Annotated in this window: 14 protein-coding genes and 1 pseudogene; 9 read left to right on the top strand and 6 right to left on the bottom strand. The window is 62.1% G+C overall.

All coding sequences use genetic code 11. The features are described from left to right. Nucleotides 1–20 precede the first annotated feature (20 nt). A complete protein-coding gene (locus CFE428DRAFT_RS35190) occupies nt 21–560 on the bottom strand; it encodes a low affinity iron permease family protein (RefSeq protein WP_006977398.1) in 540 nt (179 codons plus the stop codon). Between the two features lie 552 nt (nt 561–1112). On the opposite strand from CFE428DRAFT_RS35190, the gene CFE428DRAFT_RS00315 reads away from it, so the two are divergent. The 3 genes from CFE428DRAFT_RS00315 to CFE428DRAFT_RS00305 are packed head-to-tail and all read left to right on the top strand — an operon-like array spanning nt 1113 to nt 3671. Continuing rightward, nucleotides 1113–1880 carry a hypothetical protein gene (locus tag CFE428DRAFT_RS00315; protein WP_006977397.1) on the top strand — a complete coding sequence of 256 codons (768 nt, stop codon included), beginning with the start codon at nt 1113–1115 and terminating at the stop codon, nt 1878–1880. After that, complete coding sequence (locus tag CFE428DRAFT_RS00310; RefSeq protein ID WP_006977396.1) at nt 1865–2530, top strand: hypothetical protein; 666 nt, start codon at nt 1865–1867, stop codon at nt 2528–2530. The genes CFE428DRAFT_RS00315 and CFE428DRAFT_RS00310 overlap by 16 nt, the downstream gene beginning before the upstream one ends. 4 nt (nt 2531–2534) lie before the next feature. Beyond that, nucleotides 2535–3671, top strand: a complete 1137-nt coding sequence (locus CFE428DRAFT_RS00305) for a hypothetical protein (protein ID WP_006977395.1) — start codon at nt 2535–2537, stop codon at nt 3669–3671. Between the two features lie 7 nt (nt 3672–3678). Here the strand turns inward: CFE428DRAFT_RS00305 and CFE428DRAFT_RS32670 are convergent, their stop codons facing one another. From CFE428DRAFT_RS32670 to CFE428DRAFT_RS00290, 3 genes are all read right to left on the bottom strand, one after another. Next, on the bottom strand, nt 3679–4716 hold the full coding sequence (locus tag CFE428DRAFT_RS32670; RefSeq protein WP_006977394.1) for a L,D-transpeptidase: 1038 nt from the start codon (nt 4714–4716) through the stop codon (nt 3679–3681). Between the two features lie 41 nt (nt 4717–4757). Next, nucleotides 4758–7268, bottom strand: coding sequence for a bifunctional serine/threonine-protein kinase/formylglycine-generating enzyme family protein (locus CFE428DRAFT_RS32665; protein ID WP_006977393.1), 2511 nt, complete (start codon nt 7266–7268; stop codon nt 4758–4760). Between the two features lie 359 nt (nt 7269–7627). After that, complete coding sequence (locus tag CFE428DRAFT_RS00290) at nt 7628–8254, bottom strand: sigma-70 family RNA polymerase sigma factor (protein ID WP_006977391.1); 627 nt, start codon at nt 8252–8254, stop codon at nt 7628–7630. 596 nt (nt 8255–8850) lie between these two features. Here CFE428DRAFT_RS00290 and CFE428DRAFT_RS00285 point away from each other — a divergent pair. Both CFE428DRAFT_RS00285 and CFE428DRAFT_RS36825 read left to right on the top strand, forming a co-directional pair. Beyond that, a complete protein-coding gene (locus CFE428DRAFT_RS00285; protein WP_006977390.1) occupies nt 8851–9993 on the top strand; it encodes an SIR2 family protein in 1143 nt (380 codons plus the stop codon). A gap of 19 nt (nt 9994–10012) precedes the next feature. Further along, a complete protein-coding gene (locus CFE428DRAFT_RS36825; protein WP_131989697.1) occupies nt 10013–10501 on the top strand; it encodes a hypothetical protein in 489 nt (162 codons plus the stop codon). A gap of 46 nt (nt 10502–10547) precedes the next feature. On the opposite strand, the gene CFE428DRAFT_RS00275 is transcribed toward CFE428DRAFT_RS36825, so the two are convergent. Then, nucleotides 10548–11564: a WD40/YVTN/BNR-like repeat-containing protein gene (locus CFE428DRAFT_RS00275; RefSeq protein ID WP_006977388.1), complete on the bottom strand. Its 1017-nt coding sequence runs from the start codon at nt 11562–11564 to the stop codon at nt 10548–10550. A gap of 486 nt (nt 11565–12050) precedes the next feature. On the opposite strand from CFE428DRAFT_RS00275, the gene CFE428DRAFT_RS00270 reads away from it, so the two are divergent. Continuing rightward, nucleotides 12051–16769: an Ig-like domain-containing alpha-2-macroglobulin family protein gene (locus CFE428DRAFT_RS00270; RefSeq protein ID WP_042724161.1), complete on the top strand. Its 4719-nt coding sequence runs from the start codon at nt 12051–12053 to the stop codon at nt 16767–16769. Next, nucleotides 16693–17754 (top strand): alpha-2-macroglobulin family protein, encoded by a 1062-nt coding sequence (locus CFE428DRAFT_RS40725; protein WP_337442613.1) that lies wholly within the window; start codon nt 16693–16695, stop codon nt 17752–17754. Before CFE428DRAFT_RS00270 ends, CFE428DRAFT_RS40725 begins: the two co-directional genes overlap by 77 nt. Before the next feature lie 44 nt (nt 17755–17798). On the opposite strand, the gene CFE428DRAFT_RS41500 is transcribed toward CFE428DRAFT_RS40725, so the two are convergent. Beyond that, complete coding sequence (locus CFE428DRAFT_RS41500) at nt 17799–18089, bottom strand: hypothetical protein (protein WP_237705410.1); 291 nt, start codon at nt 18087–18089, stop codon at nt 17799–17801. On the opposite strand from CFE428DRAFT_RS41500, the pseudogene CFE428DRAFT_RS40820 reads away from it, so the two are divergent. Both CFE428DRAFT_RS40820 and CFE428DRAFT_RS32650 read left to right on the top strand, forming a co-directional pair. Next, nucleotides 18000–18335 (top strand): annotated as a pseudogene (locus CFE428DRAFT_RS40820) (biosynthetic peptidoglycan transglycosylase); the annotation flags it as partial. The gene CFE428DRAFT_RS41500 and the pseudogene CFE428DRAFT_RS40820 sit on opposite strands and share 90 nt — an antisense overlap. 85 nt (nt 18336–18420) lie before the next feature. Further along, the gene (locus CFE428DRAFT_RS32650; protein WP_006977384.1) at nt 18421–20040 is read left to right on the top strand and encodes a penicillin-binding transpeptidase domain-containing protein; all 1620 of its coding nucleotides are present in this window, start codon (nt 18421–18423) and stop codon (nt 20038–20040) included. Nucleotides 20041–20379: the final 339 nt, after the last annotated feature.

Below are 20379 nucleotides of genomic sequence, written 5' to 3'. Positions count from 1 at the left end.
TTGCTCCCCCCAACCGCATTTCACACCCCCGACGGCGAACCAGACCGGTCCCGCGGCTCGCCATTGGATGTTGGATGTTGGGTGTTGGGTGTTGGATGTTCTGCCTTTCCCTCCCGCGAAGCCGCGCCACTCCCGCCCCCACTATCAATATGTACAAACGGCGTCCCCGTATCCTCCTGGCCCGCTTCCATCTTCTTCCGTGATTTCGCCGCGATCTCCACGTAAAGCTCCCGAATCCGCGCCAGGTCTTCATCATCGAGTTCCTCCAGATCGAGTAACGCTGTATGCGCTCCCTTGGTCGCGCGAATCAACTCATCCAGCTTGATCTGAATCGCGTCGCTATCGCGGTTCTGAGTGTTCTGAATCAGGAAAACCATCAGGAAGGTGACGATGGTGGTGCCGGTATTGATCACCAGCTGCCACGTATCACTGAACTTAAAGATCGGTCCGGTGATGGCCCAGACAACAATCGTCGCCGCCGCCAGAAGGAAAGCCATCGGTTTGCCCGTAGCCCGGGCCGATCCCTTGGCAAAACGGTTAAACCAGGAACAACGGTTCATGCTGTACGTGATTCGCAGAAGAGCGCCCGGTTGCGCGTCCCGCTACGCGGTGCCGCAATAGCAGCGCCGCGTTGACAACCAGCGAGGCGCCAGAGTTCCGGGGAGCACACTCGTCCCGGGTGTTGGTTTCGGCGTCCCGCCGAAGCGGACTTTCCAAGCTCTCGCAGTCACGCGAACCATCTCCGCTGAACATATTCGCGTCTATTGGCGCCCATTCGCGGTTTAAAGCTCTTCCTCTCTGCGGTCCTCTGCAGTGCTAACCATGAAAATGTCCGCACGACGCGTAGAATTTTTGGCCCGCGAATCACGCAAATAACACCAGTGAGGGCAGATCATTCGCGTCATTCGGGTGATTCGCGGGTCACTTTCCCTTCCCTGTCTTTTCGAATGTTCGTGGCTCCCCTTTTGGTTGCGGCTCCGCCGCGCTGTGACCTCTGCGCTGAAATGAGCCTCCGATCCGGTGAAGGCCACCCTCGCCTGACAATTCTTTGACAATCTTCTCACGACCGTTTGGCACATCGCCTCGCGACTTGGACTAGCTGTGGAGTCGCAATGAAAACCAAACTGCATTCCCGTAAATTCTTCATCCCGCTCGCCGGGCCCATCTGTGCACTATTGGCGGTCGCCACGTTGACCCCACTGGTCAACAACTCGAACACCTACGCCGCGGAATCTTCCCTCGAATACCTCGCGAAGAAAGTGAAGATGCCGGCGTCCACGCCGGCGGAATCGAACAACAAAAACAATAATAACGACGACAACCACGGCAATCGCACGCCGGAGGAATCGCTGGCCGCCGGGCTGAAATACTTGCTCAAGCAACAACATGCCGATGGTGGTTGGGGCCAGGGCGGCGGCTGGCGGCAAGCCACTGCGAACTCACGCAGCGGCGGTGGCCGCGTGGAGGGGCCGAACGTGGAAGATCCCTCTGACCTCGGCAATACCAGCGCGAGCGTAGTCACTCTCTTGCGTGCCGGCGAATCGCCAACCGAAGGCCAGCATCGCGATGAGATGAAGAAAGCCTTCGAGTACATCTGCAAACAAGTCGAGAAGGCCGACGACAATTCGCTCTACGTGACCGATGTGCGCGACACGCAGTTGCAGGTGAAGATCGGCACATACGTTGATACCTTCCTCGCCGGCTGGGCGCTCTCGGAAATCAAAGGCCGGCTCCCGGACGAAGCCGCGGAAAAACGCCGCTCGGCCGCGCTCGATAAAGTCGTCGGCAAGATCGCCCACAACCAGCGGGCGGATGGCTCCTTCGCCAACAACAACGGCTGGGCCTCGGTGATTTCCCAGGGACTTTGCACAAGGCGCTGAATACCGCGGCGCGCAGCGGGGCGAAAGTGACGCAGGAAACGCTGGATAACGCGCAGAAACAAAACGTCGCCGGACTCGATGTCTCGAAGGGGAGCTTCAGCGCGCCGGCGTCCACGGCGGCGGAGCCTTCGAGTGCGGGCGTCTCGCTCTATCGGGAAGCGGCGAAGTGGAATGGCCTGGTCGAGAACAGCCGTTCGAATATCGCGCGCAAGCAGGCGGCGGAAAAGACCATCGCCGATGCCAGCGCGCCGCCGCCAGCCAAGGCCCAGGCGCAAAAGGACCTCGAGCAGATCGCCAGCGACGACAAAGCGACGCGGGCCGCGAATGACGCGGTGGCGAGCAAGCTGAGCGATACGCGTTACGTCGCCGGATTCGGCAACAACGGCGGCGAAGAATATCTCAGCTACATGAACGTCACCGAAGGCATGCACGAACGGGGTGGCAAGGAGTGGGAGGATTGGCGCTCGAAGATGACGAAGACGGTGTGCGGCGCGCAGAATGAGGATGGAAGCTGGGCGGGCCAGCATTGCATCACCGGTCGCACCTTCTGCACGGCGACGGCGTTACTCACCCTGCTCGTCGAGAAGGGCAAGGACAACGCGGGCCTTTCCAGCACGAATGCGCCGGCCGCGCCGGTGGCCGTGAAATGATCCCATGAAGCTGACGCGACGCGAGTTTTTGCGGGGAATGGTCGGCTGGGGCGGACTGCTGGTAGCCGGTTCGCTCGAGCTGCGGGCGGTGCGCGCGGCGGAGCCGATTCGCCGCGCGCACCGTTACCTTGCGGCGCGGCAATCCGCGGATGGCGCGTGGCGCTCGGGGCGCTACGCCGCCTTCCGCGAGGGGGATGTGCTCACGCCCGTGGTGCTATGGGCGATGCAAACGGGCAGGGGGGAGAATGGTGCGGACGCCGTCTTCGCCCATGGGCTCGCGTGGTTGCGGGCGCTGACGGATCGGTGTTGTGGGGAGGAGAGCCCGTGGCCGGCATTGCGCTATCCGCTCTTCACCGCGAGCTATGCCACGCAGGTCTTCGCGCGAAGCGGCGACCACGCTCGGGCGTCGGCCTGGGCGAAGATCGTTGAGGTCTTGCGCACCCGTGAAGTGCTCGGCTGGCCGGCCGGCGATCCGATGTGCGGCGCGTGGAGCGATGCCTCGACGCCGCCGCAGTACGTCACACCGGTGCCGGACATGCTGGCGCCGAATATCTCCGCGACCGCGCTGGCCGCGGTGGCGCTGCGCGCCGCGGGTGGCGATCCGCAGTCCGCGCTGCCTTTCATCGAACGCTGCCAAAATTTCTCCGAGGGCGAGCCGACGAAATTCGATGATGGCGGCTTCTTCTTCGCGCTCGACGATCCGATCCGCAACAAAGCGGGTCGGGCCGGTCGCGACGGGCGCGGTCGCGAGCGGTTCCATTCCTACGGCAGCGCGACCTGCGATGGTTATTTGGCGTTGCGGGCCTGCGGACTGCCGCCGGAACATCCGCGCGTGGAGGCCGCGGTGGATTGGCTACGCGACAACAGCGAAGGCCTGTCGCATGGCGGAACGTGGCTCCCCGGTCGCGAAGAAGCGCGTGTCTCACTGGCGTTCTACCACAGCCAGGCACTGGCCGCGGTGCTGCGAGACATCCCGCAATCAACCGACTGGATCCGGCGCTTGCGCTCTTCCCTCAGCTCGGAATTGATCGCCCGGCAAAGCGACGAAGGCTCCTGGCAGGGCCTCGCCCCCGATAGCTGCGAAGACGAACCCCTGCTCGCCTCCGCTTTCGCTCTGCGCACGCTCTCCCTGCTGGCGTGACTGCGCGTTATTGATCCAAACTCAGCGAACGCGGCTTCGTCTTCGGATTCGGCGCCAGTTGGCCAAAACGCGTCACGTCCTTGGGCGCAGTCTCGATCTTCGGCCCATTCGGCAGGCCTGCCGAAAGCATACTGCCTTCCATGGCATGAGCCACGGTGGAATGGGAGACATTCGAAACGGTGAAGCTGGAGTGGGATTCCGACTCGACGATCGGTGCGCCGAAGTCGGCCACAGGCGGGAGCATGGCCCCCTTGCCGGCCGAGTGCCTGGGCGAATTTGTGGCCATTGAGGACGGCGCGGACGGGAAAAGTTTCGTTGGCTCCACGACCACAGTCGTCCCTTTCGAGGCCGGCCTGGTGTTCGCCGCCACCGCCGCCGGAGCCGGGCTCGGAACGGGAGCCGGCGTGGTGACCGCGACCGCCGCCGGCTTGGATGCAGGCGCGGGCGCCGAGACGATGACCTGCGGCTTCGGCTGCACGTACTTCGCGTAGTGCGGAAACTTGTCGGTGATGATCGAGACCGGCGTATCGATCGCCGCATCATCGAAGACCTCCAGCACGTCCTTAGACCGCATGCGGATGCAACCGTAGCTGACCGGCTTGCCGAGCTTTTCTTCCTCGGTCGTGCCGTGGATGTAAATGCCTCGGGCTCGGGCGTTATGGTTCTGCTCCTCGAGGCCCTCCAGCCAGAGAATACGGGTCACGATCGGGTCGCGTCCGGGTGAATTGGCCGGCAAGACCTCACCGGTGGCGTGCCGTTTCTTGATCACCGCACCGCTGGCCAGGTCCTCGCCGATCTTCTCGCAGACCCGCAGGTTGCCGACGGGCGTCTTGTAGCTGCCGTAAGAGTCGCCGGAACCGTATTTCGACGTAGAAATCGGGTATTTCTTCCAGAAGCAACCGTCCTTGAGCACCGTGAGCTTCTGCTCGGGGATGCTGATGACGATGCTCACCTGGGGCACGTACGGCACGATTTCGTCCGCGGCGGCAACGCTCGCGAACAGGACGGCGGCGATGAATGCCCCTATGTAAGGATGTCCCTGCACGGAGCGTCGATCTAAAGCCAATATTCCGGTCGATGCAACCCCTACTTCTCCGGCACCAGCACGCAGCGAAAGCCGTAGATGACGTCCCGCTCGGCGCGCTCGACGACGTTGCGGTAGGAGGAGCGCAGCTCACCGGGCGAGGCCGTGCCCCAGGAGCCGCCGCGCAGCACACCCCAGTCGCGCGCCCCGGTGCTGCCGCCCTTGTAACTGTCCAGGCACCACTGCCAGACATTGCCGCTCATGTCGAATAGCCCGAGGTGGTTCGGCGGGAAGCTGCCCACTGGTGAGGTCTGCGGAAAGCCATCGTGATAGCCCGCGATGGCCGGCGCCCCGCGCTTGCTGGGGAAGTCGGCGAAATTGCCCGCGCCCGGCGGAGGCGGCCACTGCTTGCCCCACGGGAAATCCTTCAGCTTGCCGTCCCGCTCCTCGGGGGTATTGCCGCCTTCGTCGGACATGCCGGCGGCGGCGCTCCATTCCTTGTCGGTCGGCAGGCGGTAGCTCTGGCCGGACTCCAGGCGTCCCGCGGCCAGCTCTTTCTTGGTCAGCCAATCGCAGAAAGCGGTCGCGTCCTCCCAGCTCACTTTCACCACGGGATGCGTAGGATCTTGTGCGAAATCCGGTGTCGGCCGCTGCCGGCTGGTGGCCGTGCAAAAGGCTTCGTAATCCTGCACGCGGGCCGGCCAGACGGACACCAGCAGGTCGCCCACCGGGACGAATTTCATGCCGAGAGTATTTTCCCAAGGCTCGCCCTGGCGCGGGCCCAGGCGCTTGGCGAAGCGGGCTTCGAGGAACTGCTGCTTTCCTGGCTCGACGGTGCCGCCGACCTCGAGATTCTTGAACCCGGCGAAGCGCAGCTCGTATTTCACCGGGCCCGGATCGAGTGACTCCAGCAGGCAGGGCGTACGATCGATCTCTTTGCCGTTCTGCCACACGCTGGCTCCGGAGGGCGCACTGGTGATCTTCACGCTGCCCGTCGGAAAATCGAAATTTACCTCCACCGGCGCCGTGTGATCCGCATTGATGACCCGATGCTGCTCCGGCCAGCCTCGATAGGTGGCCACGATCTCGTGCTCGCCCTCGGCCACCATCATGGTCTCGATCGGCAGCGGGCCCAGCGGCTGGCCGTCCAGCGATACCAGCGCTCCCGCCTGCATGCAGCTGATCGAGATCGAGCCCGAGGGAAACTCCACGTCCTTCGTGGTAATCTCGTCGCGGGTGATCTTCAGCGGCTCCACATGCACCCGCGTATCCATCTTGAGCGACAGCACATAGTCGCCCAGCAGAAGATTCGGAACGGTCGCCGGGGTCTTGCCCGTTTTCACGATCGTGTCGCCGCGCTTGATCTCGAAGTCGACCCCGCTCGGCTGCGAATTGATCTGCACCGTGCCGTGCGATTCGTGCAAGTGCAGCACGGGTGGATGCGCCTGCTCGCCTTCCTTGATTTCAAACACCACGTCCTCCGGCTCGAAGCCGCCCCGGACGATATGCGCGGTGTGCTTGCCCACGGGCAGCTTGGAAAATTCCGCCGGGCTGACCGGCATATCCGCCGGGCTCTTCACGCCGGCATTGTCCAGCACCACCCACGCGCCGGACGGCTCGGTCTCGATGAGCACGCCGCCGTAGGCATTGTGATGCTGCGCGGAATAAAAGCCCGCTGTGCCGAGCACGAGCAGACCGGCCAGCGCGGCGATGAGCGGCCGCCGCCGCCGCACGTGTTCGCTCAGCGGCTCGCCATCGCGCAAGTGAATGAGATCCTCGTGCATCTCCTCGACCGTCTTGTAGCGATCGCCGCAATTGTTCGCGCAGGCGCGCAGCAGGACTTCGTTCAGCCGCAGGAGCGTCGACTTGTCCGGTAGTTCGTCGATGTCCGTATTCACCGCCGGGAAATCCATCCGGTCCTTCCCCATGGCGAGTTCGTAGAGCACCTTGCCAAGGCTGTAGATATCGGCCTGCGGCGAGCCCGGGCCTTCCGGCGGCACATAGCCTTCGGTGCCGACATACGAGTCCTGCCCGCTCGCTGCCACGAGGCCGATGTCTGCGATCTTCGGCACGCCGCCGACGAAGATGATGTTCGCCGGCTTGATGTCGCGGTGCACGAGTCCCTGCCGATGCAGCACGGCCAGCGCATTCGTCAGCGAGAGGCCGATGGTGATGCATTCGTCGGCCAGCAAGCGCGACCGGCGGGAGAGCTCGGTCTTGATCGTCTTTGGCACATAGCTCGCTGGGTCGATGCAGGCTTCGCCGAGATGGTCGTCGGCCAGCTCCATCACGTAATAGAAAAAGTCCCCGGCCTCATCGCGGCCCACGTGCAGGATGTCCACGAAGCCCATGTCCTCGCGCGAGATCGGCTCGAACTTGGCCATGCCTTCGAACTCGCGCTGAAACGCCTTGTCGCTCTCGAAGGTGCGCCGATCCACGATCTTCACCGCGCGCCAGGTGCCGGTCAGGCTGCGCGCCAGCCAGATCTCGCCGTACGAGCCACGGCCGATGCTGCGAACCATCTCGTGGTTCGGCACATGCGGCGCCTTGGGGTTGTCGGCAGTAGAGGGCATCTCCGGGCGACTGTATCGTTACCGTCCTTCCAGCACAAATACGCAATGGAGGGGGTCATCGAGCGAATCCGGGAAGCGCAACCCATTTTTCAGCCGCTTCCGGGCGCGGGGGCTCAATCGCTTCCAGGGCCATTCCTTCGCCCTCTCTGCCGTCATCAGTGGATTTGGACCCGTCTCGGCGGGGAGGGAACAGGACATTCTGGGATTCACCAAGGTCTACGGGGCTTCGCTGGGTAATGCACGGATGCGGCCTCTGCCCTCCGTCGTTCCCACACCGAGACACCCACTCGGCCCCATTTATTCCCCATCCTGTTGGATTTTTGCATTCAGGAACACGGATCGCGTTCCGCCCGCGATGATCAGTGCGACTTCTCCAGTGCCGCCACTTCCTTCTTCAGCTGCGCCGAGAGCCGATGCTTCACGATATAGACCTGCGCAATGCTCACCGACAGGCTGGCCGCCACCTTCGCCGCCGTCCATTGTTTCACCACCAGACAATCAAAAATCTGGTAATGCTTCGCATCCGCCCGGCGCTTCACCCGCTGCAGCGCCGCCTGGAAAACGTGCTGCTGCCACTCCTGGTCCCACGTCGTGCGAATGTCGAACCCATCCGGCACCCGCTCGATCGTCGCCGTCTCCCGCGAGGCCGTGCCCCGCGTCGGATGCTGCGCCGTAGCCGGCGCCCGCTTGCGAAATTGATCGGCAATCCGCCAGCGGGTGATGTGCAGCAGCCACCCCTTGAACGACCCCGCCTCACGCTCGTATTTCGTGATGTTCTTGGCCACCGTGATCACCGTCTCCTGCACCACATCCTGCGCTTCCGCATCGGTCAGCCCGCTCTGCCGGGCCACGCCATAAATCAGCCGCCAGTAGGTCTCAAAAAACTCCTGCCAATTGCGCTGATCCTCCCAATTCTTCAACCGCTCCACCAAACTCTTCCGCGTCGCATTGAGACGCGGTCCAGTCGCAGGGGTCGGGGCTTTCATCGGACTGCCAGAGTAGCAGCATGGACGGCGAAAAAAGGAGGATAAAATGATCTGCTGCAGCCGGCCTGTCTCCAGAGTCCCCATCTTTCTTCTGTAAGTGACCGCTGCTCAGAGCGCGCCGCTCCGGCGGGAGGCTCCGCTGCGATGTCTTCGCCCAGCCCGCAGGGCGAAAGAATAGAGCCCAGCACGTCAGTGCTGGGACAGTTCAGAAAAGCGAAAGTCCCGTTGGGGGCGAAAGAACTGCATCACGCATGAAACGATGGTGAATACCCAGGAATGTGCGGAAGGAGAATCTCGGGGAGCGCGCCTGTCCGGGGTGCTGGCGACGGCGACTCGCCGGAGCGAACATTTTCATCTCTGGAAATACAAGAGACACATTGGTATGGAGCTTCCACACGCCAGTTGGTCGCAGCGCCTTGGGAAGCGTGCCCGGCGTTTGAGGCGACGGCCCTACACTAACGTGAACTCGCCACACCGTGCTTTTAGGGAAGAAGGTGATTCATTGCGGCCAAGTAGAATAAGCCGGAATTTTTCACGGCGATTGGCTCAATATTTCTTCCCTCGACGGCGTATGTTCATAGATTTGAGCAACTGACATGGAGGTCGAACAGAACGAGCCAAAGAAGCAACGGCGTAGGATGGTCTTGCTGGGGGCCGGAGCCTCAATGCCTCATGTGCCTTCAGCCTACGAAATGACAAAACGGATGCTGGATGCGGTAGAAGGCGACAACGTACCTAAACGGATTCGACGTGCCGTCCGCATGGCCGTCGCGAGTCTTCAATTTGGCGTGGGTTTGCGTGATGAGAGGCCAACGGGGGATGTCAATATCGAGGAAGTGGTAAATGTACTCACGACCTTAGAACAGCGTCACACTTTGGAGGCCGCCTCTTTAATTGGCGCCTGGCATCCTATCGTTGAAGATTTGGACCGAATTACAGTTCAACCCAACCCTCCTCTAGTGCGAGGAGTTGCCGCAAGGGGCGGCGCACCACACGCTACGACATTTGCCTTTCCATCACGAGAGGTGCCTGCCTTTGGAAAGGTTTTCACGAACACCAAGCGCTTTTTAGTTGAGCAATTGAAGTCGTTAGTGTGGCTCAATGAAACAACGGACCTCCACCATCTTGAGCCCTTGGTCAAACGGGCGGCGCATGAGCAGATTCCGTTGGCGACGTTAAACTACGATAACACGATTGAGCTCGTTGCACGGAAGCTTCAGTTGCGATTCGATACCGGTATTGAACACTGGAGAAAACATGGATCATTCAATCATGGCGATAGCGAAGGCATACCATTCCGCAAACTTCACGGGTCTCTCAATTGGGTGCTACGAACCGAAAGTGCTGTCGCGGAAGCGTCGCTGAGCCGTGAGGTAATCGCTGAGGTGGACGAAAGGGAAATGCAAGACGCGGAGTATGAGCCTGCCTTGATTTTTGGAGGGCGTAACAAACTTACGGTTCGTGGCCCGTTCTTGGATCTACTGCTCGATTTTCGTGAGCGCTTGCGAGCAAGCGAAGACCTTATTGTCATAGGCTACTCGTTTGGCGATGACCATATCAATGAGTACATCGCGCAATGGTTGAACACTTCCTCAGAAGGGAGAGTTATCATCGTGAACGGGACGAACTTTCAACTAAAGGCGCGCGGTTTTGCTAGAGCTCTAATCGATTTGGGTTCTCCGCGCGTGCTCAATACCATGAAATATGCTAGTGACGGGATAGAGCAGCTATTCAATTAATAGCGATTCTCGAATGTCAATGAAACCAAGCGCCCTCGAAATCATCTGTGCGAGAGAAGAGCGCCGGATGATGGATCGCATTGGGGATACGATGCGAAAATATTTTGAGAAGCCACCATTCCCCCGTTTCGAAGTCGAGGCTGATATTCGCGGAATGCTGCACAGTGACAGTATAATTGAGCAAAGTCTGGCTTGGAGAATTGGCGGCTGCACCCCGCTTGGGAATCCAATTCAGATCGAGTTGGAAATCATCCATGACGAAACTTGGATTCCGGTGGTTTCCATTTCCTCGACTGAAATCGATGAACCAGTTCTTATCGTCGTTCAGCGACACGACGATCACACTTTCGAAGCCGTTACGGAATTGCTTGACATTTTGGTCGCTAAAGCCCTCTCGCGTTGTTCTTATGAAGAGCAAAATCTAGGGGTTCTAATTGCGGATTGGAATGAAGCAACAATTTACCCTATGCCTGCTCGCCTCGAATCTCGGAAGGAGCGTCCTTGGTAAAAAAATAGCAACGGTGCATCACGGTGCGCTGCCACGAGGCTCTTTCTCACGCCGCTTCATTAATCGCCATTTCGCAGATCTCGTTGATCCGGATTTCCTTTGACCATTGGGTGTTCAGACGCGCCCAATTCAGACCGGCGTCGGTGGAGTGGAAGACGTCGTTTTCCCAGGCGGCGTAGAAGGTGCCGCGTGCGCTCGGATGCGCGGCCAGGAGGGCGGTGTGGCGGCCAGCGGGATCGGGGAGGCCAGTGGTGACTTGCTGCCACGAGGAGCCGGCGCTGCGGCGGTAGAGGAAGGACTCGGCGGGTTTGTAGTGCGATTGCCGCGGCGAACGGGCGGAGGAGATGAGCACGGTATTGGGATCGCCGGCATCGAGGGCGACGCTCCAGACGTAGCGGTTTTCGAGGCCGTCTTCGAAGGGCTGCCAGGTGTTGCCGCCATCGTAACTTTCGAAATAGCCATCGCCCGCGGCGGAGTAGAGTCGGTCGGGCGCGGCGGGATGGATGAGGAGTTGGTGCGTGTCGTAGGGACTGCTCGCGGTGCGGTCCTGCCAGTGGGCGCCGGAGTCCGGGCTCCGGATGAGGGCGCCGGCTTCGATGGCGACGAAGATTCTTCCGGACACGTGCGGGTCGGGTTCGATCCAGCGGACGTGATGCGTGTAGGGGCGCGGCGGGAAGCTCCAATCTTTCGATGACGGGAGAGCGGTCAGGTCGGGGCAGGGCTGCCAGCTTTTACCGACATTCTCGGAGCGGTAGATGGCGCTGGGCTCGGTGCCGGCGTAGATGACTCCATTATCGTCCACGCGCTCCAGGGTGCTGATCGCGACGGACTGCACTTTGGATTCGGCGATGCCTTCGCCTGCGGGGCGCCAGCTTTGGCCGGCATCGTCGCTGTGCCACAGGCCGGAACCGAAGGTGCCGCAATAGACGTGTTGTGGTCGCAGAGGATCGACGGCGACGCATTGCACGTCGTGACCAGTAAGTTGCAGTTCGCACTGGGCATCGTCGCCGTTGGTGGTGAGGACGACGAGCGCATCCTCGATTGCGAAATAGAGCTTGGGCATGGCAGAAAAGCGCGCCGGGTGAACGGTGCGCGGGGTGAAGTCTTCGCGTTTGAAAGATTCGGATTTCGAAGGAGGGATGCGCGTGCGGAATGACTCTGCGCGCTGGCCACGCGCTTCCGAATGCAGATGGCTTGCTGGAGGGTACCGCGCCGTCGGTGCTTAGACTTAAGGTGTGGGCGGCGACGGAGCCTAAGCATTACCCACATCTCAAAAAGACTGCGGATGGGGCCCGCGAATCACGCAGATAACGCGAATGAGGAGGATTTTATTCGCGTGATTTGCGTGATTCGCAGGCACTTCTTCTCTCCGCGGGACCTTCAAAAAAGATGTGGGTAATGGTTAGGACGGAGCGCCGCCCTCCAAGGGACCGGGTTCGGTGAACCCGGCTACGGCGCCTCCGGCAAGCGACCTCAAAATATTTCCGCGGATTTTTGAAAGAACGCGCGGCAGGAGGCCGTATTCCGGGAAGCCCTTTTATTTCTTTCTATGAAACTACGCGTTTTTTTAGCTGCGTTTGCCGGTGCTTGCGCCGCAGCGGTTGGTTTCACCGGATCCGCTCTGGCGGCGGAGCCGGGACCGGTGCGGTTGATGGGGACGGACAAAATCGAGCCGACGACGACGTTTGAGGTGCGGTTCGATCAGGCGATGGTCGCGCCGGAGAAAGTTGGCAAGCCGGCGCAGCGGGCGCCCGTAGTGTTTCAGCCGGCGATCAAAGGCACTTTTGTGTGGTTGAGCCAGCGCAGCGGTTCCTTCAAACCGGAGGAACCGCTGTTGCTGGGGACCGCTTACGGGGCGACGCTTGCGCCAGGATTGATAAAGGCGGATGGCCAACCGCTATCGGCGAATTTTCGGGAGACATTCCAGACACCGCCGATGGTGATCAAGGGATGGAATGAGCCGCGGACGTTCAACGGAAAGGATGCCCCGGCGCGGCCGGGTGTGGTGCTGCTTTTCAATGCGAATGTGGACGCGACCGCGGCGAGTGAGTTCATTCACTTCGTGAGCGCGAAGGGCGAGAGCGTGCCGGCGAAGGTGGTGAATGTGAATTCCGACAGCAACGATGGGTTGTTCCCAGTGTGGCGGAGCAAGGACCAATCGGTGCTGACGTGGGCCGAGCAGTTTCGCACCAAGGAAACCCCGAAAAACTTGCATGGCGCCGCACCCGCTCGCGGGGCGGGCGCGAATTTGGTCTCGGTTTCGCCGCAGCGTCCGCTCGGTGTCGGCGCGTGGAAATTGATCGTGAAGAGCGGCATTCCCACGACCGAAGGACCGGCGCACACCGTCGACCCGCTGGAGGTGGAAATCGGGAAGGTTTTGCCCTTTGAAATCAGCGATGCGCGCTCGACGAATGATCTCGATGATGGACGGAAGCTGATCGTCTCCTTCTCGAAGGAACTGGCCTCGAATGCGCTCGGCAAAAACGCGGCGCGGTGGGTGCACGTGGAGCCGGAACCGGCCCATCTCGAAGTGGAGGCGAACAATCAAAGTTATGTGCTCACGGGCGATTTCGAGCTGAACAAGGACTACCATGTGACTGTGCCGGCTGGGCTGCCATCGGTGGAACCGTTCACGCTGGCCAGGGATTTTCGCAAGACCGTGCGCTTCGGCGAAATTCCGCCGCGGCTCTATCTGGAAGGTTTCGCCACGCAACAGATCAAGACAGGCACCCGGCAGTTTCATTTGCTGGCGATCAATGTGCCGAAGATCCGCGTCACCGCGCGCGTGGTGACGACGGAGTCGGCGCTGCGCGGACTGCAGGAATATCAGGACTATCTCTCGCCGTCGGAGGACGAGAAACATCCCCGCAAGGAGACCGAGCCGTACGACAAGGTGGCGCTCGATCGTCTGCCTGGCACGACGTGGACGCGCGAGATCGACGGGACGAAGCGCGCGGACGAAAAGCAGGAGATCGCGCTGAACTGGAACGAAATCATCGGCGCGAACCAATCGGGGATTGTGCTGCTCACCGCGGAGCAGGCGGGCAAGCCAGCGACACCGAAAGCGCGGCCCGGCGTGCAGGCCATCGTGCAGGTCACAGATGTCGGCGCGGTGTGGAAGGAATCGAAGGCGGAGACGTTTGTGCATCTCTTCTCGCTGACCAGCGGCGAAGCGCTGGCGGGCGTGAAGCTCCGGGCGCTGGACGAGAAGGGCAAGGTGCTCGCGGAGGAGACGACGGATGCGGGCGGTGTGGCGCGCTTGAAGACGCCGGAGCGCGCGCATTGGCTGCTCCCGTTGCATGGTTCCGATGCGCCGCTCATCGACTTCCGCAATTTCCGGGAAAATCTCTCCCTGTATCGGCTCGGCATCCGCGATGTGGGCTGGCAGAGCAGCGGCGAAGAGGCTGGGCGGCAGGCGCTGCTCTTCACCGAGCGGTCGGTCTACAAGCCGGGCGAGACGGTGCACTTCAAGGGCATCGTGCGCGATTGGCGGCAGGGGCATGCGCACATTCCGGCGGGCGTGAAGGTGACGTTGCGGCTCTACGATCCGCGGGACCGACAACTCGCCGAACGGACGGTCGCGCTGTCGGATGTGGGATCGTTTTCCGAGGACTTCAAGCTCACCGGCGCCGCGCTGGGACAACATCGCCTGGAGATGTTGATGGCGGACTCGCGCGCCGATGTGGATGCGATCGCGCAGCAGGTGTTCGAGGTGCAGGACTACACGCCGAATGCGTTTGAGATCACCATCCCGGAGCCGCCGAAGACGATCGGGCCGCTGAAGCTGGATCTGCCGGTGACGGCGCAGTATTACATGGGCAAGGCACTGTCGCGCGCGCAGCTGACGTGGTCGCTGGAGGCGAGCGATGAAGGCTTCCGCCCCGAGGGATTCGCGGCGTTTCAGTTTTGCAATGCGGTGGTGGATTATCGTCTGACCGCGAAACTATTGCGCGATGCGCATTTCTCCGACCAGGGCAAAACGGAGCTCGATGCCAAAGGCGGGACACGGGTGGCGGCAACGATCCCGTTGAACACGAAAGCGCCACAGCCCCGCACTGCGCACCTGTTGTGCGAGATCACGGACCTCGATCAGCAGACCGTGTCGCGTTCCTCGGAGTTCACCATCAACAGCTCGGACTTCTATCTCGGCATCCGGCGCTCGCCCGACATGCTGCACGAGGGTGATACTCTGCCGGTGGATGTGGTCGCTGTCCGCACCGATGGAACGCCGACGTTGAAGCCAGTGAAGGTGGTGCTGCGCTTGAGCCGGATCGACTGGCAGACGAATCGCGTGGAGACCGCGGGGAACGCCTCGGAGTATCGCAGTGAGCCGCGTTTCGAAGTGCTGACCACGCGCGAGGTCCAGACCTGCGCGTTGGTCGGCACGGAGAATAAGTGGGCGCTGGCGCCCGGTGAGAAAGGGACGTCGTTTGCCGTGGGCAAACCAGGCGAGTATTTGCTCGAGGCCACGAGCGAGGATGCGCAGGGGCGCAAGGTGGCGACGACCACTTCGTTCAATGTGTGGGGCGCGGGCCAGACGGGGTGGAATTATTCGAATCCCTTCCAGATCGAGCTCGTGGCCGACCGGGCGGAGTACCGCGCCGGGCAGACAGCGAAGGTGCTGGTCAAGACGCCGATCGCGGGCGAAGCGCTGGTGACGGTGGAGCGCGAGAAAGTGTTGCGGTCGTTCGTCACGCATCTTCAGGGGAACGCTTCGGTCGTCGAGGTGCCGCTGCAGGAAAGCGACGCACCGAATGTCTTCATCTCGGTGATGATGCTGCGCGGCGCGGCGAACAGCCCGAAGAAGTACCAGGCGCCGGAATACCGTGTGGGTTATTGCCAGCTCAAGCTCGCGCGGCCGGAGTCGAAACTCACCGTGTATGTGAAGCCCGAGGCACCGAGTTATCGGCCGGGTGACCAGGTGAGCGTGAGCGCCGAGGTGCTGGACTCCGGCGGACATGCGGTGGCGAACGCCGAGGTGACGCTCTATGCGGTGGATGAAGGTGTGCTCAGCCTGATGGGTTACAAGACGCCGGATCCGCTCACTTTCTTCAACCAGGAACGCGCCCTCGCCGTGACCACTGGGCTGACCTTGCCGACGCTGCTCCCGGAGGATCCGGGGCAGCGCGCCTATGGCAACAAGGGTTACCTCGTGGGCGGCGGGGGCGATGAAGCGAGCGCGGCGTTGCGGAAAGACTTCACGACCTGCGCGCTGTGGCAGGGCAGCCTGCGGAGCGACCCAACGGGGCATGTCGAGGCGAAGTTCGCGGCGCCGGACAGTCTCACACGCTATCGGCTCATCGCTGTGGTGCAGACGGCACGCGATCAATTTGGCAGCGCGGATTCGTCGTTCGAAGTGAACAAGCCGATGATGCTCGAGCCGGCGCTGCCGCGCTTCGCCAATGTCGGTGACACGATCCTGCTGCGCGGTGTGCTGCATAATCTCACGGAGACTGCTGGCGAAGTGGATGTGCGCGTGGAGTTGGACCGCACGGTGTCGTCGTCGAGCGAAAAGCGGCATGTGCAATTGCCGGCGCACGGTTCGGTCGCGGTGGATATTCCGGTGACGTTCACGCAGGCGGGACGCGCGGTGTGGCAGTGGACGGCAGCGTTTACCGGCGACGGGATGAAATACCAGGACGCTGTGCAGACGACCCTGCAGGTCGGCTACCCGGTGCCGCTGAAGCGGGAGATGCGGCTGGCGGAATTGCGCGGCAACGAGGCGAACCTGCTCGCGAACGTCAGCCCGGAATTGCTCGAAGGCACGGGCACGATGCAGGTGAGTCTCACGAATTCGCGGGCGATCGAGTTGCGCGAATCGCTCGATAGCGTGCTGGAATATCCCTATGGCTGTGTGGAGCAGACGACGTCGAGCATGCTGCCGTGGATTACGATGCGCGATTTCCACAGCGTGCTGCCGTCGCTGCAGAAGTCGCCGGCGGAAATCAAGGTGGCGGTGAATCGCGGCGTTGATCGGTTGCTCTCGATGCAGACGTCGTCGGGTGGGCCTCAGCTACTGGCCGGGCGGGGAAGAGCCGATGTTCTGGGGGTAGCGCGTATGGTGCGTGGGCATGACGATGGCGCGGCGCGCGGGATTCCAGGTGCCGGACGATTCGTTCGATCGGCTGATGAATTATCTGAGCCAGCAATTGCGCGGGACGAAGGGCGAGCACACGGATCGGCACTCGGCCATGGCGGGCTTCTCGGATCGTTGCCTGGCGCTGTATGCGCTTGCGGCCGCGGGAAAAGCGGAGCCTGCTTACCATGAGCAGATGTACCGGCAGCGCGACAAGCTCACGCCGGAGGATCGCGCGGTGCTGACGATGGCCATCGCGGAAAGTCACGGGCCGTCCTCGATGATTGCCGAACTGCTCAAGCCGCGGCACGAGAAGCCGTTGCCGGAGGACGATTACTTCTGGTCGTCGTCGCGGGATACCGCGATGCGGCTGCTAGCCTGGGAGCGGTGCCAGCCGAAGTCGAGTAATGTCGAGAAGCTGGCCACGGAACTGATGAACGAGCGTGTGGCCGGCCAGTGGAGCACGACGCAGGGCAATTGCTGGTCGCTGCTCGCGCTGGCGGAATACTTCCGTCACGGGGAGAAGCCGGACACGAACATCACGGGGACGCTGGCCTGGAATGGGCGGACGGAACCCGTCACGTTGAATGCCAAATCGGCGCTGGATGTCGTCCACTTCCCGCTGGCGAAGGATGGCGGCGGCAAGCCGATGCCGTTCGTGAATCCGTGGAAGAAGCGGGTCTTTGCCGAGGTGCTGGTGGAGTCACAGCCGACCAGCTTCGTACAGCCGCGGCAGGACCGGGGCTATTCCATTCAGCGCCATTATGCGAAAGTGGAGGACGACGGCACGCTGCGGGAATTGAAGGAGCCGCGCATCGGCGATCGCGTGCTCGTGACGCTGGATATCACGGTGCACCAGCCAGCGCATTATGTGGCGGTGGCCGATCCGTTGCCGGCGATTTTCGAGGCGGTCAACCCGGTCTTCAAATCGCAGGAGACGTTGGCCGGACATACACTCGGCCTCGATTGGGAGAGCAGTAACCATGAATTGCGCGACGATCGCGCGCTGTTCTTTGCCGACGACTTGAATTCGGGTGAATACAGCATCCGCTATCTGGCGCGGGTGCGGGCGGCAGGCACGGCGACGGCGCCGTCGGCGAAGATCGAGGAGATGTATCATCCCGAGCGCTACGGGATGACGGAGACGGTGCAACTCTCGAGCCTGCCGTTGAAATGAAGCCCGGTCGCCTCATCGCCGTGAAGAAGACCGCGTGGTGGCTGCTACGTGGCGCCGTCGTGCTGGCGGCGCTGGGCTGGGTGGGGCTCCAGTTCGTGACGCTGCCGCCGACGCTGTTGCGGCCGGCGGCGCAGAGCGTGGAGTTTACGGATCGGCACGGCGTACCGCTGCGGGAGGCGCGGACGGAGGAGCGTTTCGCGCACAGGGTGGAGTTGTCGGACGTACCACCGAATCTCATTCACGCGATGCTCGCGGCGGAGGACAAACGTTTCTTCGAGCATCACGGAATCGATTTCGCGGCCCTGGCGCGTGCGGTCTTCGGCAATGTGCGGCACGGACACGTGACGTCGGGCGCGTCGACGATCACCCAGCAGCTCGTAAAGATTTCAGATCCACGCCCGCGCACGCTGACGACGAAACTGCTCGAGGCGGTGCGCGCGGTGCGGTTGGAGCAGTTGTGGACGAAGGACGAAATTCTCGAGGCGTATTTGAACCGGCTTGATTTCGGGAACATGAACATCGGCGTCGCGTCGGCGGCGGATTACTATTTCGGCAAGCCGCTGGGAGATTTGAGCGATGCGGAAGCGGCGTTTCTCGCCGGGTTGCCGAAGAATCCGACGCGGCTGAATCCGCATCGCAAATTTCGCCCAGGCGAAGCAGCGCCAGATGACGGTGCTGGAGCGCATGTGGGACGATGGCTGGCTGGGCGCCGATCAATTTGCCAACGCGTCGCAGGAGAAGCTCACGCTGCAGCCGCGACAACGGCTTTTCCGCGCGCCGCATTTCGTGGATTTCGTGATGCAGGAATTGCCGGCGGGTGCGCCGGCGACAGTGGCGACCACGCTCGATCTCGACCTAAACCGCTTCGTGGAAGACACGGTGAAAGAACGGCTCACGCCGTTGCGCGAAAAGAATGTGCACGACGGCGCGGTGGTGGTGATCGACAACCGGACGGGCGAGGTGATCGCGCTGGTGGGTTCGGAGAATTATTTCGCGCCGGGCACGGGCCAGGTGAATGGCGCATTGGCGTCGCGCTCCGCCGGGTCGACGTTCAAGCCTTTTACTTATCTGCTCGCGCTGGAGCGTGGAGCGACGCCGGCGACGATCGTGGCGGATGTGCCGGCGACGTTCGCCACGTCGACGGGAGTGTATCGGCCGGAGAACTACAACAAACGCTGTCATGGGCCGCTGAGCTATCGGCTGGCGCTCGCCAATTCGCTGAATATCCCGGCGGTCCGGGTGCTGAGTTCGCTCGGCGGTGCGGGGCCGCTGCAGGCGCGGTTGCGCGCGTGGGGGATGACCACGCTGGAAGAACCGGCGGAGCATTATGGCCTCGGGCTGACGATTGGAAATGCGGAGACGCGTTTGATCGAGCTGACGAATGCCTATGCGGCGCTGGCGCGACTCGGCGAGTGGCGGCCGTATCGCCTGGTGCTCGATCCGGCACTGGAGAAGCGCGTGGATATTGCGTCGATCCCCGTCGCGGCCGGGCACACGGCGCAGACGCGCGATGCGGCGTGGCTGATCGCGGATATGCTGAGTGACAATACCGCGCGGATGATCGGCTTCGGGTCTCACTCGGCGTTGCGGTTCGATTTTCCGGTGGCGTGCAAAACCGGAACGAGCACGGATTATCGCGACAACTGGACGGTGGGATACACGCCGGAATTCACCGTTGGCGCGTGGGTGGGAAATTTCGATGGCTCGCCGATGCGCGATGTCTCGGGGGTGACGGGTGCGGCGCCGATCATGCACGCGGTGATGGAGCATTTGCATGCACGCTTTGGGACGACGTGGTTTGCCACGCCGGAGACGGTCGTGGAGCGCGAGGTGCAGCCGCTCACCGGCAAGCTGCTCACGCAAGCGCGGCTGGATGCGGTGCGGGAGAAGTTTTTGCGCGATCATTTGCCGCCGGTGGAATCGCCGGCGGATTACGATGCCGAAGGGCGGGTTAAGCTCGGGCCGGACTATCGCGCGTGGATGGAGAGCGGGGAGAATGGGATCGCGTCACGCGCGTTGTGTGATGCGCGGGACACGACGCTGCGGGTGGAAGCGCCGGTGGCGGGGACGACGTATGTGATCGATCCGGATTTGCCGTCGAGCCGGTTCGTGCCGGTGCTGGCGAGTGGGGCGGCGCGAGCGGTGTGGCAGAGCGATTCGCTGGAGTTCCGCGAACGAGATGGACGGACGTATGCGGAGGTGAGCGAGGGGATGCACCGCCTCAGCGTGCGGGACCCGGCCACGGGTGCGCGGGCGGAGACGTGGATCTATGTGAAGACCTTATAGAGCGTGGAAGCCGCCGAGGTGATGATCGGCGGAGGAGAAGCCGCCGCCGCTCCCGTGGGGGGAGCGGCGGTGTGCTTTCCGCGCCGGCGCGGAGGGGAGATGACGAATGACGAATGACGAATGATCTCGCTGAGCGGGAACGAATGACGAAAGGGCGGGCTACAAAAATGGGGGATGCTACCATCAAAGGGGCAAGTCACGATTGTTCGTAACTGCAAGGACGACATTTCGTAGATTACGAATAATTGGAGGGGGGGCCTCTGGGCGTTCTGGGGGCGTAAGATGCTGGTGAGGTGGGTGATAAGGCCGTACGGGAGGCCTGGCACGTAAGATGTGTTA

This window comes from Chthoniobacter flavus Ellin428 (assembly GCF_000173075.1).
GTDB classification, from domain to species: Bacteria; Verrucomicrobiota; Verrucomicrobiia; order Chthoniobacterales; family Chthoniobacteraceae; genus Chthoniobacter; species Chthoniobacter flavus.
The sequence above is the reverse complement of the archived record's forward strand: the minus strand, read 5'-3'. Positions and strand labels throughout refer to the sequence as shown.

Excerpts from the sequence above, each read along its gene's own strand:
- CFE428DRAFT_RS35190 (WP_006977398.1), bottom strand. The coding sequence starts at position 560 with ATGAACCGTTGTTCCTGGTTTAACCGTTTTGCCAAGGGATCGGCCCGG.
- CFE428DRAFT_RS00315 (WP_006977397.1), top strand. The coding sequence starts at position 1,113 with ATGAAAACCAAACTGCATTCCCGTAAATTCTTCATCCCGCTCGCCGGG.
- CFE428DRAFT_RS00305 (WP_006977395.1), top strand. The coding sequence starts at position 2,535 with ATGAAGCTGACGCGACGCGAGTTTTTGCGGGGAATGGTCGGCTGGGGC.
- CFE428DRAFT_RS32665 (WP_006977393.1), bottom strand. The coding sequence starts at position 7,268 with ATGCCCTCTACTGCCGACAACCCCAAGGCGCCGCATGTGCCGAACCAC.
- CFE428DRAFT_RS00290 (WP_006977391.1), bottom strand. The coding sequence starts at position 8,254 with ATGAAAGCCCCGACCCCTGCGACTGGACCGCGTCTCAATGCGACGCGG.
- CFE428DRAFT_RS00285 (WP_006977390.1), top strand. The coding sequence starts at position 8,851 with ATGGAGGTCGAACAGAACGAGCCAAAGAAGCAACGGCGTAGGATGGTC.
- CFE428DRAFT_RS36825 (WP_131989697.1), top strand. The coding sequence starts at position 10,013 with ATGAAACCAAGCGCCCTCGAAATCATCTGTGCGAGAGAAGAGCGCCGG.
- CFE428DRAFT_RS00275 (WP_006977388.1), bottom strand. The coding sequence starts at position 11,564 with ATGCCCAAGCTCTATTTCGCAATCGAGGATGCGCTCGTCGTCCTCACC.
- CFE428DRAFT_RS00270 (WP_042724161.1), top strand. The coding sequence starts at position 12,051 with ATGAAACTACGCGTTTTTTTAGCTGCGTTTGCCGGTGCTTGCGCCGCA.
- CFE428DRAFT_RS40725 (WP_337442613.1), top strand. The coding sequence starts at position 16,693 with ATGGCGGGCTTCTCGGATCGTTGCCTGGCGCTGTATGCGCTTGCGGCC.
- CFE428DRAFT_RS32650 (WP_006977384.1), top strand. The coding sequence starts at position 18,421 with ATGACGGTGCTGGAGCGCATGTGGGACGATGGCTGGCTGGGCGCCGAT.